We start from the raw sequence: 13162 nt of genomic DNA, 5'->3' as shown, positions 1-13162 counted from the left end.
CTGTTGCTGCGGGTGGCGTCGGGACGGCGTGCGGCAGCGCACCGTTGATGGCGCCGACACTACCGCCACTGGCGGCCGCCTGCGGACACTGCGCGGGTCAACCGCCTAGAGTGGGACGGCGATGCCGCACCATCCACCTGGCCCGGGGCCCGCTCCGGCACCGGCACCGCCCCACGACGGACGACAGGAAGGTCCTCATACAACCGTGGATGCCTCCGACAACCCGACCCTCAACCCGCTCGGGGCGAGTTCGCCCCTGGCGGCCGGCGCGGCCGGACCGCAGGACAACCCGCTGCTGGATCCACGCGACCTGCGCCTGCCGCGCATCGCCGACCCGTGCGTGCTGGTCATGTTCGGCATTACCGGCGATCTGGCCCGCCGCAAGCTACTGCCGGCCATCTACGACCTGGCCAACCGCGGCCTGCTGTCCCCCAGCTTCTCGCTGGTGGGACTGGGACGGCGCAGCTGGTCCGCCGACGACATGCGCGCCTACGTCGCCGACGCGGTCCGAGCCGGCGCCCGCACCCCCTGGCGGCAGGCGATCTGGGATCAGCTGGCGGCAGGCATGCGCTTCGTCGAGCTGGCCTCCTTCGATGACGCCGCAGCCTACGACCGTCTCACCCGCACCGTTGCCGACCTGGACGCGACCCGGGGCACCGGCGGCAACCGCGCCTTCTACCTCTCGGTTCCCCCGGCCTGGTTCTCCGCGGTCACCGAGCGCGTGGCCGCCTCCGGGCTGGTGGACGAGGTGCCGGGCTCCTGGCGGCGAGTCATCATCGAGAAGCCCTTCGGTCACAACCGCGCCAGCGCACAGGAGCTGGACGCCGTCGTGTCCCGGATCGTGCGCCCCGACGACGTCTTCCGCGTCGACCACTACCTGGGCAAGGAGACGGTGCAGAACATCCTGGCACTGCGCTTCGCCAACACCATGTTCGAGCCGCTGTGGAACCAGCGGTACGTGGACCACGTACAGATCACCATGGCGGAGGACATCGGCATCGGTACCCGCGCCGGCTACTACGACACGATCGGCTCGGCACGCGACGTCATCCAGAACCACCTGCTGCAGCTGCTGGCCCTGACCGCCATGGAGGAGCCCATCAGCATGCGCGCACCCGCCATCCGCTCCGAGAAGGAGAAGGTGCTGGCCGCCGTGAGGCTGGAGCGGGCCGGCGTCCTCGACCTGGACGCAACCACCGCTCGCGGACGCTATGAAGCCGGCTTCCAGGGCGGCGTACCCGTGCGCGGGTACCTGGAGGAGGACGGCGTCACCGACGACTCCCGCACCGAGACCTTCGCCGCGGTGCGGCTGGAGATCGCCAACCGGCGCTGGGCGGGCGTGCCCTTCTACCTGCGCACCGGAAAGCGCCTGGCCCGCCGGGTGACGGAGGTGGCGGTGGTTTTCAAGCGGCCTCCCTTCCTGCCCTTCACCGACGCGGCCACGGCCGGGCTGGGCGCCAACACGATCGTGCTGCGCATCCAGCCCGACGAGGGCATCACCATGCGCATGGCCTCGAAGGTTCCCGGCACCCAGATGGAGCTGCGCGACGTAACCATGAACTTCGGCTACGGCGCCTCCTTCAACGAGGAGTCACCCGAGGCCTACGAGCGACTCATTCTGGATGCGCTGCTCGGCGACGCCCCGCTGTTCCCGCAGCAGCGCGAGGTGGACCTGTCCTGGCGGATCCTGGACCCGGTGATCCAGCACTGGGCCGGGAGTGGGGAGCCGGAGGGCTACCGTCCCGGCTCCTGGGGGCCGCCCTCGGCCCATGACCTGCTCGCCCGCGACGGCCGCGCTTGGAGGCGCTCATGATCATCAACCTCACCGAGACCACAACCGACGAGATCGTCTCCACGCTCCTGTCCGAGGGCGTAAGCAGCGGCTCACGCGTCCTGACACTGGTGATCGCCACCGACCGCGACGGTCTGGAGGAGGCCCTGGTGGCCGCCCACGGGGCCAGCCTGGACCATCCCTGCCGCGTGGTCGCGGTCGTCTCCCCGCAGTCCGGTGGCCGTGACGACGCCGATGAGGCCCGGCGCCACAATGGGCGCGGTCCCGGCGGCGCGGTCGGCCATCTGGACGCCGAGATCCGGCTCGGGCACGACGCCGGCGCCGGCGAGACGCTGGTGCTGTATCCGGAGGGTGAGGCGGCACGCCACGCCGACACCCTGGTGGTGCCCTTCCTCCTGCCCGACGTCCCCGTGGTGACCTGGTGGCCGGATACGCTGCCTGTGCGCCCGGCCACGAGCCCGCTCGGGGCGCTGGCCACCACCCGCATTACCAATACCCCCTCCCAGCCGGACCCGTCTGCGGCGCTCGCAGCCCTGGCCCCGGAGTACACGCGCGGCGACATTGACCTGGCCTGGACACGTATCACCCTGTGGCGCGGCATGGTCGCCTCGACCCTGGACTCGGTGCTGTGCGCCGGGTCGGTCCGGGGCGTGGTCGTCGCCGGGGAGCCGCGCAACGCCTCGGTGTCCTTGATGATCCGCTGGCTGCGGGTGCGCCTGGGGGTCGAGGTGGAGCGGGTCGATGCCCCGGAGATCCCCGGCATCGCCACCATCACGGTACGCACGGACTCCGGCGAGCTGGTGATCACCCGCAAGGACTACGAGCGCGTGGTGATCACGCGCCCCGGTGCCCAGCGCCCACAGGTCGTGACCATGGCCCGCCGCGAGCCGGTGGCCACCATGAGCGAGGAGCTGCGCCGCCTGAGCCCCGACCTGGTATACGAGGAGGTCCTGGCGACCTTCGCCGAGGACCACGCCGCAATCACCACCACGCACGAAGGAAGCCGCTGATGACCACCATCGATGCCGCCGCCGTCAATGCGGCCGCGGACGCCCGCCCCCGCCCGTCCGTCGTCGTCCACGACTCCATGGCTAAGGCGGCTGCTGCCGCCGCCGCGCAGACCGCGCAGCTGCTTTCCGACGCCGTAGCCGAACGGGGCGTCGGCCACCTGGTCCTGACCGGCGGGTCGGGCGGTGAGGCGCTCGCCGCCGCGCTGCCCGCTGCGCTGGCAGCCGCCGGCCTCACACCCGCGCACGGCCTGGATCGCCTGCACCTGTGGGAGGGCGACGAGCGCTTCGTGCCGGCCGGCCACGCGGACCGCAACGACCTGCAGGTGACGGGGCTGGTGGCCGCCGGAATCCCGGAGGCGAATGTGCACCGGCTGCCTGGCCCCGAGCAGGTGGACTGCGTCGACGCGGCGGCAGAGGCGCTGGCCGAGGCACTGCGGGAGCACGGCCCTGCCAGCGGGCGCTTCGACGTCGTCCACGTGGGCCTGGGGCCGGATGCGCACGTGTGCTCACTGTTCCCGGGGCACCCGGAAGCCCCCACCACCGGCGCGGACGTGATCGCGGTGCACGACTCCCCCAAGCCGCCGCCCGAGCGCGTGTCCTTCACCTTCGACGTACTGCACCGGGCGCGCCAGGTAATGGTGGTTGCCGGAGGAGCAGGCAAAGTGGAGGCAGTCACCAAGGGCCTGGCCCGCCCCGACGTCGTCGCCGCCCCGGCCTCCTGCGCCCGCGGCGAGGGCACGGTCTGGCACCTGGATCACGCGGCCGCCGCCGGTGTCCCCGCCTGATCCGCGGATCGTGCGCATGGACGCCCACCGGCAACCACAGGCCAGGTCCGCGGCGTATCCCAGCGTCCGGCTGGGGACAGGGATGGTCCTCCCCTGGTCACCGGCACAGTCGTCAAGTACCGTGTTTGTATGAGAATTCAACCAATTGGCTCGTCCGACCTGACCGCCTCCAATATCATCCTCGGCCTGATGCGCATCAAGGATCTCAGCGACGCCGAGATCCGCACCCTGGTGGGAACGGCCCGCGACGCCGGTATCACCATGTTCGACCACGCCGATATCTACGGCCGCGACCACGCCTGCGAGGAGCGCTTCGGCTCGGCCCTGAACTGGTCGGCCGCCGAGCGCGAGCAGGTGGTGCTGCAGACCAAGTGTGGTATCCGCTGGGGCTGGTTCGACTTCTCCACCGAGCACATCCTCCAGTCCGTTGACGCCTCCCTCAAGGCGCTGCACACCGACTACCTGGACGTGCTGCTGCTGCACCGTCCCGATGCGCTGGTCGAGCCCGAGGAGGTCGCCGCCGCCTTCGACTCGCTCGCCGCCTCCGGGAAGGTGCGGCACTTCGGCGTCTCCAACCACACGCGCGGCCAGCTGGAGCTGCTGCGCGCCACGGTGGACCAGCCGCTGCTCGTCAACCAGCTGCAGCTGTCCCTGACGCACGCGGACATGATTGCCGAGGGTGTGGCCCTGAACATGCGCCACGACCAGTCGGTGGTGCGCACCGACGGCATCCTCGACTACTGCCGCCTTACCAGCACCACCGTTCAGGCCTGGTCCCCCTTCCAGTCCGGTGACGGCTCCGGCCCGTTCCTGGGCAACCGGGAGCGCTACGCCGAGCTCAACGACGTCGTGGACCGCCTGGCCGCCGAGTACGGCGTGGCCCCGGAGGCGATTGCCACCGCCTGGATCACCCGCCACCCTGCCCGTATTCAGGTGGTGCTGGGCACCACCCGGCCGGACCGGGTCCAGGCCGCGGCCGCCGGCTCCGAGCTGGAGCTGACACGCGAGCAGTGGTACGAGGTCTTCCGCTCGGCCGGGTACATCGTTCCCTGAGCCGCCACCCGGGCGCGAACACGCATGTTGACGCCGTCCCGCCTGGCTGCTGGAGCACTGGCCGCCGCCCTCGCCCTGGCACCGTGCGGGGCGGCGTCGGCCGCGGATACGGCCGATGCGCCCGGCCCGGCCGGCACGGCCGAGGTGCTCTGGGACGAGCGGGATATGTTGGTGCTCTCCGCGGCCTCTGCACTGGCGGCCCTGGAGGAGCTGCCGGAGGACGCACCCGCCACTGTCTCCTGGGGTGAGGGCGGCTCGCGCACCGGCTGGTTCGGCCGCGCCTGGACCGACGTCGACGGGGACGGCTGCGACACCCGCAATGAGATCCTGGCCCGGGACCTGGACGACGTGGACTTCTCCCGCCAAGAAGGCGTCCAGGGCCGCGATGCCGGACGCGGACAGGGCGCCGCGGTCTGCCCGGATGCGACTGTCTGGTCCGGCACCCTGCGCGACCCCTACACCGGTTCCGTGATTGCCTTTCAGCGCGGCCAGGACACTTCCGATGCGGTGCAGATCGACCACGTGATTCCACTGAACTACCTGTACGCGCACGGGGCCTGGCAGTGGGACGAGCGCAAGCGCCTGCTGGTTGCCAACGACCCGCTGAACCTGCTGGCGGTGGACGGTGCCGCAAATCAGGACAAGTCCAACTGCGGGCCGGCTACCTGCCCGGCGGGCTCCACCGAGACCGGCACCTGGAGCACCGCCACCGAGCCCGGCTGGTGGCCGCCGGATACCACGTATCGCTGCGAGTACGCCCAGCGCTTCGTAAGCGTGGCCGCCGTTTACGGGCTCGGCCTGCCCGACGCCGATGCGCAGGCGCTGCGCCAGACCCTCACGGACTGCGCGGCCGGCGGAGACGGCGTCGTCTCGGTGCCCGAGCGCGTTCGCGGTGTTGGTGCCCGGGTGGGGCAAACGGTGCTGTCCGACCGCGTCTACGCGCTGGTGTGCGCCGCTGGCTCACTGCTGATCGGGCTCGGGCTGGTGGCCCGCGGCCGGGCCGCCCTGCACGTCGTGGGTGACCGCCGTCCGCGCCGGCACCGCCCCCATTCTCACCGAGGTCGGTAGACGTTACGTGCCGAGGTCGGTATAAGTGGCACCGGGGTTCGCCACTTGAACTGATCATCTAGGATCAGTCACGTGGCGAATACGCAAGCGGGCCGAGCGGCAGGAAGCGAGGACCGGAGCGCTCCAGACGCCAACGCTCCGGCGTCGGCGCGCGTTGATGTGTGGCTGTGGAGCGTGCGGCAGGTCAAGTCCCGCTCCGCCGCGACCGCGGCATGCCGCGCCGGCCACGTGCGCATCAACGGCGAGACCGCTAAGCCCTCCCAGCACGTGAAGGTGGGCGACGAGATCCGCTACCGGGTGCAGGGATTCGACCGGCTGCTGCGCGTGCAGCGCATCCTGGTCAAGCGGGTGGGCGCTCCGGTCGCCCGCACCGCCTACACCGACTTCTCTCCCCCGCGGCCCACGCCCCTGGACGCCCCGGCTGCGATTGTGCGGGACCGCGGCGCCGGTCGGCCTACCAAGAAGGAGCGCCGCCAGCTGGAGGCGCTGCGCGCCACACGGAACTCCGCAGTCGACATTGAGCATCTGCTTGATCAGGACAGATGAAGACCACCCGCCCACGCTCCGCCCGCGCCGCCCTGGGCGCCGCTGCCATGCGGGACTTCCGCGGCGAGGTGGCGGCCGCATTGGGAGACGCGCCGGCTGCGAGCGGCCCGACACCCGCAGTCCGGCAGCCGCCCTCAGCCCAGGCGCTCGAGCAGGGCGTCGACGGTGCGTAGCACGCCACCCTCCGTATTTGCCGGGGCGGTCCAGTGCGCGACGGCCTGAATACCGGGATGGGCGTTGGCCATGGCGAAGGACAGCTCGGCATGTTCGTACATGTCCAGGTCGTTGAGATAGTCGCCGAAGACCGCCGTCTGCGCCGGCGTGATGCCCAGGCGCGTCTGCAGGGCTGCCAGGGCCCGGCCCTTGGAGGCGGTAGGCGGCATGAGGTCGGTCCAGTGCACCCCGGAGACGACGGCCTGCACATCCGGCACGGCCGCCTTCAGTGCCTGCGAGCTGCCGGCCTCGACGTCGCCGAAGTCGTAGACGGCCACCTTCAGCGTCCGGTTAAGCGGCACCGCGAGGAGGTCGTCGACGACCTCCAGCTCCCGGTAGTAGCGGGAGACCTCCTCCACGAAGGGCGGGTCCTGCCGGTCGATGTAGGCGCATTCCACTCCGGCCATGACGGCGCCTACGTTGTAGCCGTCGATGCCCAGATCGCGGGTAGTGGAGATGGCGGCGACCGTGTCGTTCACGGATATCGTCTCGCAGTGGATGACCTCGTCGTCCTGGACCACCAGGGTGCCGTTCTCGGCGATGATCGGCGAGTGCGCGATCGGCTCGCCCAGCACTGTGCGCAGGTTGGCGAGCTGGCGCCCGGAGGCGGGGGTGAACAGGACTCCCTGTGCGCGCAGCCGTGCCACCGTATCGGCGAATACCGCCGGTAGCAGGCCGTCGCCGTCGAGCAGGGTGCCGTCCATATCAGAGACGACCAGTCTCAAGTCGACGGGGGCGGGCGGCAGCGGGGACGGTCCGGCGGCGTAGCCGGGTGCGTTAGTTGGCTTCACGGTGCCGATTGTTACAGACCGACGGACTTTGTTGAACTTGCGAGGGCAGACGAACCGGGCGCCTAGGCATGCTCGGCGGGCTCACGCGCCAGACCGGGGTGCCACGGTGCGGGCACGGGCTCCAGAAGGCCGACTGCCGCCGCGTCGGTGAAGTCGGGCAGGCTCACGCTCCGCAGCGCCGGGTCGTCGTAAGTCGAGTAGTAGTAGGTGCCTGTGCGCGCGGAGAAGCAGCCGGTGTACAGCGTGCGCTCGTAGGCGCCGTCGGCCATGAGCGCGGCCCCGTCCACCATGGAGACGTTACCCAGGGTGTGGAACAGTCGGGAAACATTTTCCGCCTCATTGTCCTTGACCGGGTAATGTGCGTTCAGGAATGCCGCCTTGGCGAACCTCGACGGCGAGTAATAGTCGCCGGGAATGCCGCGCATGCCGGCGCCGGACCCGAAGGGCACGAGCTCGGCGTCGCGCCAGTGGGCGGCGTCGGGCAGGGAACCGTCGGCTGTGATGAAGGTGCGCAGGTTTTCCAAGTGCCAGTCGAAAGCGGGCTGGTTGGCCAGGGTGTCGACCGGGTTGCGGTGAATGTGCATGCCGTCCTTCATGTATTCCACCACGATGCTGCGCGTGCCGTCCCCGATTATCCAGTGCAGCAGGGAGACGCCGAGGCCATCACCGACCGGCTTGGCCACGAGCGCGGTATTTGTCAGCGCCGCCTCCGCCTCGTCGACGCTGGTGAAGTTCGCGGCGATCCACAGCGGGAACTCGTAGGCGGCCACATTGGTCTTGCCGACCACCGGTCCGTCCTGGTAGCAGGCGTAGCCGGGGAAGTTCAGCCCGGCGACGGCCAGGCCGGAGTCGTTGCCGCAGTCGAAGTACAGCGGGTAGTCCTCAAGGACGATGCCCATACCGATTACCGCGTGCGCGGCCGGAGCGCCATCACCGAAGGCCGAGCGGATCATGAATCCCGACGGCACGACGACGATGCGCTCGCCGAAGGACGTGCTCCAGTCCAGATTGCGCCCGAAGTACATATTGCCTTCGCTGTCCGTGAACCTGATCGCCGTACACATAGCAGCCTCTTTCCGTGTGCGAGCGTTGACGAAGTATTGACTGAACGGCGTCGGCCGGGCGCCTGGAAGGAAATGTAGTACGCCACTCAAGCATATGTGCGAGATGTCGCCAACTCGATACGGCAGGCACCTTGTCTGGGAAAATAATGAAGTTGGGCTGCGGTTTTCCGGGGTACAGTTACAGTTAAACAGCTACGCCTTGCGCTGCTGTCAGATCGCTGCTTACCAGATACGCCGGGAACACGCATGAGCACGGAGCATGGCCCACGAGCAGATTGATGCGGTGTTGAACGATTCGGCCTACACCGGCCGACGCTACTGTATTCACTGCGGCTCGACCTGAGTTCGGCCTCCAATTCGGCGATCCGTGCGCGAACCAGTGAGCGTTTCTCATCAGGGTTGAGGGGGTGCGGGTTGGGATCGTTGGGATGGTGCGGGAAGGTGGGTGTGTCGTTGGTGGGTGCACGCGGAGCCTTCCGGCAGCATGTGTTTCGACCAAGAAAGCAAGCCCGGAAAGGGGCTCCGCGTGCTGTCCTATCGTGCCACTCTCGACGTCCCCGTGACTACTGCCCGCACCGTGTCCCGTTGGATCACCGCCCACCGCCGCCACCACGATGCGCGTCCCTGGCAGCGGGCCGCTACCAGCTGGGCCCAGGCTGTCATGCTGCTGCGCTGGCTGATCGAGGCCCCGGCCGTGACCACCGTGGCCCGCGACGCAGGAGTCTCACCCGCTACCGCCTACCGGTACCTGCATGAGGCCCTGGACGTCGTATCGTCAAAGGCGCCGGACCTGCCCGACGTGCTACGCACCCTGAAGGACAAGGGTGAGCCGTTCGTGTGCCTGGACGGCACCCTCATCCGCACCGACCGGGTCGCCGAGCGTGACCCCGATACCGGATACCACCTGTGGTACTCGGGCAAGCACAAGGCCTTCGGTGGGAACGTGCAGGTGCTTACCGACCACACGGGCTACCCCGTGTGGACATCCCAGGTGGAACCGGGCTCCACCCATGACATCGAGGCCGCCAGAGCCCATGTGCTGCCGGCCCTGTACCCGGTAGCCGCCCAGGGCATGGCGACGCTGGCGGACAAGGGCTACGTAGGCGCAGGCATCGGTATCAAGACGCCCATCAAGGGCTCCAAGCCCGACACCGGGGCGCGCTCCTACAACCAGGTCCAAGCCAGCCTGCGAGCCCCCGCCGAGCGAGCCAACGCCCTCCTAAAGGGCTTCAAAGCCCTCAAACGAGTCACCCTCGACCCAGCCACCATCACCAACATCACCGCCACCGCCCTAGTCATACTCAACCTGAACAACAACCTCCCCTGATGAGAAAGGCTCAGTCAGTCGGCCGCGATGATCGCCGCCGACTGACTGGTCGGGCTACCTAGGTTGCCGCCCGCGTCGTTCTCGTCGTCGCCTCACTCAGCCTCGAAACCCTGGGAGTCGAACTTCAGGGTCCGGGCGTTCTCGCTGATGGTTCGTACGTCGGACTCATGGAATCCACCGGGCTTGGTGGCGTCAATATCGATGGTGATCTTCAGTTGCGCACCAGTCCCGGCGAGGCGGTCGATCACCTCGCGGATGACCGTTCCGATGTCACGTCCGTACCGCTGCGGATCGACGGTGACGTATCCGAAGAACCGGGTCGGCCTCGTCTCCGTGTCCGGCTCACCGGTGCCGGACGAGCCGTCGGCCTTCCCGCCGCCTATGCGGTGGCGCGAGTCAGACGTGTCGCCGCGGTCGGCTCGACTCTGCCCCGATTCGGTAGAGGTCGGCTTCGAATCCGGCCTAGTTGTTGCCGACGACGCAACTGCGGCCCGGTCGGCGTCGAGCTGTAGCTGCGCCTTGGCCGCATCAACCAGCAGCGTGGAGTCGGTGACCTCGATGCGGGCATCGGCCTGCGGCGGGATGATCAGCCCCCGATACCTTCCGTTCTCCGTGTCCTTGCCGGAGGCGACGGCAAAGCGCTCGTCCCCGACGAGGACGGCGTCAACACAGCGGCGGATGCAGTCGTCCAGCACGCTGCGGCGGACCAGCCGCGGCAGGTACGGGTAGCGGGTCAGGTAGCCCCACAGTTCCCCCACGCTCAGTTCGCCCTCCCGCTCCCACACTTCCTTTAGTTCGCTGTGGAGCATGACTCCGAGGAAGGACGCACCGAGTTCGGTGACGAGCTGCTCCTCCCGGCGGAGCTTCACGCCGACGCGCTCGGCCAGCGAGCCACTGCCGGAATCGGGAATCCTGGTGACCTCGACTTCGAAGGGGGCGGTGGCGACGGGCTGGTAGGGGTAGAGCGCCCACTGGTAGGTTCCGCGCAGACGGTCCTCAACGGTCTGATTCAGCCGCGTCAGCTCCTCGCTGACCTGCTGGTTCTGCTGGGCCGACAGGTTCAGTGACTCGGTGTTCGCCTGCACCTGCCTCCAGCCCAGGTAGCTACGGGTGGCGGCCTCCAGGGAGGCGAGCTCACCGGCGTCGGCCAGCAAGAACACCAGGGCGTTTCGGTGCGTGCGCTGGGCGGCCCCCCTGGCCTCGATGGCCTCATGCACCCAGCGGTGCGACGGCGAGTCGGGGCCGTCCTGCTTGCTGCGGGCGTGACGTGGGTGAACGACGACGAGCCGGGCCTCCTCCAAGTCGGGGATCTCCGCGCTGGAGGCGGGTGCCAGGTGCACCCGGTCGAAGACGCCGCGGGCACGGTCCTGGCCCTCCAGGCGCCGGACGATCTCGTTCCATACTAGTTCCCCGTCCTCGCGCAGCCGCTCGGCGTAGTCGTTGGCGGTCTTGGTCAAGGACGGGCTGGTGTCGAACCAGTAGTGCCCCTGATCCTGGTAGAAGTAGGTGGAGCGCTGGGCCAGCGCCTCCACAGCGCTGCCGAAATTGCCCAGCACGTCTCCGGGCACGGCGGTACCGAGCCACACGTACGGCTTGTCGATCCCCTTGTGGGCCGAGCCGGTCCGCGGTGCCGCCCCGAGGAACACGGTGCGGGCGACGCGCCGAGTGATGAAGCGCGAGCCCAGGCTCGTGCGCTCATTGTCGATCGCCTGGGCGGTGGAGGCCGGGCCGTCAATGTCCGAGTCGATCACCGGCTTCCAACGATCCTCCAGATACTGGGTGAGGTCGGTGTTGACGGTGGTCGCACTCAGGGGCACGTTGCCGGGCAGGATCAGCGGCGAGGCGTCCTGCGAGGCCCACAGTTCATGAACCACGGAGGAGACGAGTTTGAGCACGCCGCGGGTGCGCTGGAAGCGCTCCAGGGTGGACCAGTCCTCATACAGACGGTCCAGTAGTTCGGGGTGCAGCGGGTAAGAGGCGCGGATGCGCTTGTCGTAGTCGTCGTCTGGTCCGGACGCCTCCCGAGGAAACAGGGCGGGCGCACTGCGGTAGACGTTCACGAACGCACGGGCCGTGGTCCGGATGGCCTGGTGGCCCTCGGCGTCGGGCTCCTGGAACAGGCGGCGCCGCACGATCTCGAAGGACTCGTCCCGGCTGGAGGGGCGCCACTGGTCGGCCACCCGACGGATCACGTTCTGCAGCCGTTGCAGGGCGAGGTGCCCGTTCTCGCCACCGATCTCAATGTCGCTGCCGCGCCCGTCCGGGCCGGAGTCCGACGCCGGGATGGAGACCACCAGCATGGTGCCCGGTATGGAGCGCACCACCTCGGTCAGTGACTGGGCGAAGGTGAACTGGGTGTCGAAGGCGCCCGCCGGGAGCTCTTTGTCGGTGAGCAACTGGCGGGCGTAGGCCACCCACTCGTCGATGAGTATCAGCGCGGGCGTGTAGCGGCGCAGGAGTGTCGCCAGGGAGTCGCCGGGGTTGGTGCCGGTGCGGTCGGCGTCGGCGATGATGTCGTAGGCCTCGCGGCCACCGAGCTGCCAGGCGAGCTCGCCCCACAGGGTGCGCACCTGCGTGCCGTCGTCCTTTACCTGCGGGGAGCCCGCCTGCAGGTAGGTGCCCACCAGGGCGACGCGGTGAACCTTGAGCCCGGCCGGATCGGGGTTGCCCGCGTCCGCCAGCAGGTCCTGCAGGTCCTGTGGGAGCTTCTGGGCGCTGGTATCGCCGAACAGGTGGTAGAGGGCGAGCATGGAGTGGGTCTTGCCGCCGCCGAAGTTCGTCTGCAGGTTGATGACGGGGCTGGCGCCGGCGTCGCCGCCGAGCCGGCGCACCGCCCGGGTCAGCAGGTCGCGCAGGCCCTCGGTGAGGTAGGTGCGGGAGAAGAACTCCACCGGGTCCGCGTACTCGCTGCCGACGGCCTGCCCGGTGGCCACCTGGTGCAGGTCGGCGGCGAACTCGGAGGCGGTGAACTTGCCGCTGGCTACGTCCGGGTGGGGGCGGATGACCTCGCGCCAGGGCCGCAGGCCGTTGCCGCTCACCGTGGTCTTGGTGACGCGCTTGACCTGCTGGCGGGTCTGGGCCTCGTACACGGTGCGCTGCAGGGTGGCGTGCATCTTGTGGACGTCGGCGGCGGAGTCGACGGCGTCCACGGCCTGCAGCAGCCGCTCGGTGGTGTCCAGTGCTCGCAGGGTGTCCTCGGAGCTGAACTTCTCGCCGTGCGCCCACTGGTTGCGGGTCTCGCGCAGTTCGGAGGCGAAGCTCTGCTGGGCGCGGGAGAGCGCATTCCTGAACTCGTAGCCGTGCTCGTTGATGGCGCGCAGCAGCACCATCGGGTCGTCCTTGGAGATGGTGCGGGCGGGCCGCCCGTGTTTGGCTGCGTCACGGGCCGCCCAGGCGGTGGGCCAGTCGGCGGTGCCGAAGACCTGGGCCATGACCGGATCGACCGTGTCGATGAGGCCCTCGGCGAGCAGTTCGAAGGCGCGGCCGACGTATTCCCGGTTGCTGAGTGCCATG

General features: G+C 69.2%; 10 protein-coding genes. 7 read left to right on the top strand and 3 right to left on the bottom strand.

Annotated elements, in window-relative coordinates:
* Positions 1–292 precede the first annotated feature (292 nt).
* The 6 genes from zwf to CWT12_RS05530 all read left to right on the top strand — a co-directional run bounded on the left by zwf (position 293) and on the right by CWT12_RS05530 (position 6254).
* Entirely contained in the window at positions 293–1813 is a 1521-nt protein-coding gene (zwf, locus tag CWT12_RS05555; RefSeq protein ID WP_337247922.1) for a glucose-6-phosphate dehydrogenase, read from the top strand.
* Complete coding sequence (locus CWT12_RS05550; protein ID WP_161924017.1) at positions 1810–2802, top strand: glucose-6-phosphate dehydrogenase assembly protein OpcA; 993 nt, start codon at positions 1810–1812, stop codon at positions 2800–2802. Before zwf ends, CWT12_RS05550 begins: the two co-directional genes overlap by 4 nt.
* Complete coding sequence (gene pgl, locus CWT12_RS05545; RefSeq protein WP_161924016.1) at positions 2802–3587, top strand: 6-phosphogluconolactonase; 786 nt, start codon at positions 2802–2804, stop codon at positions 3585–3587. Before CWT12_RS05550 ends, pgl begins: the two co-directional genes overlap by 1 nt.
* A 129-nt stretch (positions 3588–3716) precedes the next feature.
* A complete protein-coding gene (locus CWT12_RS05540) occupies positions 3717–4640 on the top strand; it encodes an aldo/keto reductase (protein WP_161924015.1) in 924 nt (307 codons plus the stop codon).
* 24 nt (positions 4641–4664) lie between these two features.
* Positions 4665–5708, top strand: coding sequence for an HNH endonuclease family protein (locus CWT12_RS05535; RefSeq protein ID WP_161924014.1), 1044 nt, complete (start codon positions 4665–4667; stop codon positions 5706–5708).
* 72 nt (positions 5709–5780) lie between these two features.
* On the top strand, positions 5781–6254 hold the full coding sequence (locus tag CWT12_RS05530; protein WP_161924013.1) for an RNA-binding S4 domain-containing protein: 474 nt from the start codon (positions 5781–5783) through the stop codon (positions 6252–6254).
* 134 nt (positions 6255–6388) lie between these two features.
* Here the strand turns inward: CWT12_RS05530 and CWT12_RS05525 are convergent, their stop codons facing one another.
* Both CWT12_RS05525 and bsh read right to left on the bottom strand, forming a co-directional pair.
* On the bottom strand, positions 6389–7258 hold the full coding sequence (locus CWT12_RS05525; RefSeq protein ID WP_237564331.1) for a Cof-type HAD-IIB family hydrolase: 870 nt from the start codon (positions 7256–7258) through the stop codon (positions 6389–6391).
* Positions 7259–7320: 62 nt separating this feature from the next.
* Positions 7321–8322: a choloylglycine hydrolase gene (gene bsh, locus CWT12_RS05520; protein WP_161924012.1), complete on the bottom strand. Its 1002-nt coding sequence runs from the start codon at positions 8320–8322 to the stop codon at positions 7321–7323.
* A gap of 526 nt (positions 8323–8848) precedes the next feature.
* Between bsh and CWT12_RS05515 the strand changes: the two genes are divergently transcribed.
* Complete coding sequence (locus CWT12_RS05515; RefSeq protein WP_161923687.1) at positions 8849–9649, top strand: transposase family protein; 801 nt, start codon at positions 8849–8851, stop codon at positions 9647–9649.
* 92 nt (positions 9650–9741) lie between these two features.
* On the opposite strand, the gene CWT12_RS05510 is transcribed toward CWT12_RS05515, so the two are convergent.
* Positions 9742–13161, bottom strand: a complete 3420-nt coding sequence (locus tag CWT12_RS05510) for a DUF499 domain-containing protein (protein ID WP_161924011.1) — start codon at positions 13159–13161, stop codon at positions 9742–9744.
* Between the last annotated feature and the right edge of the window lies 1 nt (position 13162).

The organism is Actinomyces sp. 432 (assembly GCF_009930875.1).
Lineage (GTDB): Bacteria > Actinomycetota > Actinomycetes > Actinomycetales > Actinomycetaceae > Actinomyces.
This window is presented reverse-complemented; position numbering and strand designations above follow the sequence as displayed.

Bases quoted from the DNA above. Each gene is read 5' to 3' on its own strand.
- CWT12_RS05550 (WP_161924017.1), top strand. From the start codon at position 1,810: ATGATCATCAACCTCACCGAGACCACAACCGACGAGATCGTCTCCACG.
- bsh (WP_161924012.1), bottom strand. From the start codon at position 8,322: ATGTGTACGGCGATCAGGTTCACGGACAGCGAAGGCAATATGTACTTC.
- CWT12_RS05510 (WP_161924011.1), bottom strand. From the start codon at position 13,161: ATGGCACTCAGCAACCGGGAATACGTCGGCCGCGCCTTCGAACTGCTC.
- CWT12_RS05540 (WP_161924015.1), top strand. From the start codon at position 3,717: ATGAGAATTCAACCAATTGGCTCGTCCGACCTGACCGCCTCCAATATC.
- CWT12_RS05535 (WP_161924014.1), top strand. From the start codon at position 4,665: ATGTTGACGCCGTCCCGCCTGGCTGCTGGAGCACTGGCCGCCGCCCTC.
- pgl (WP_161924016.1), top strand. From the start codon at position 2,802: ATGACCACCATCGATGCCGCCGCCGTCAATGCGGCCGCGGACGCCCGC.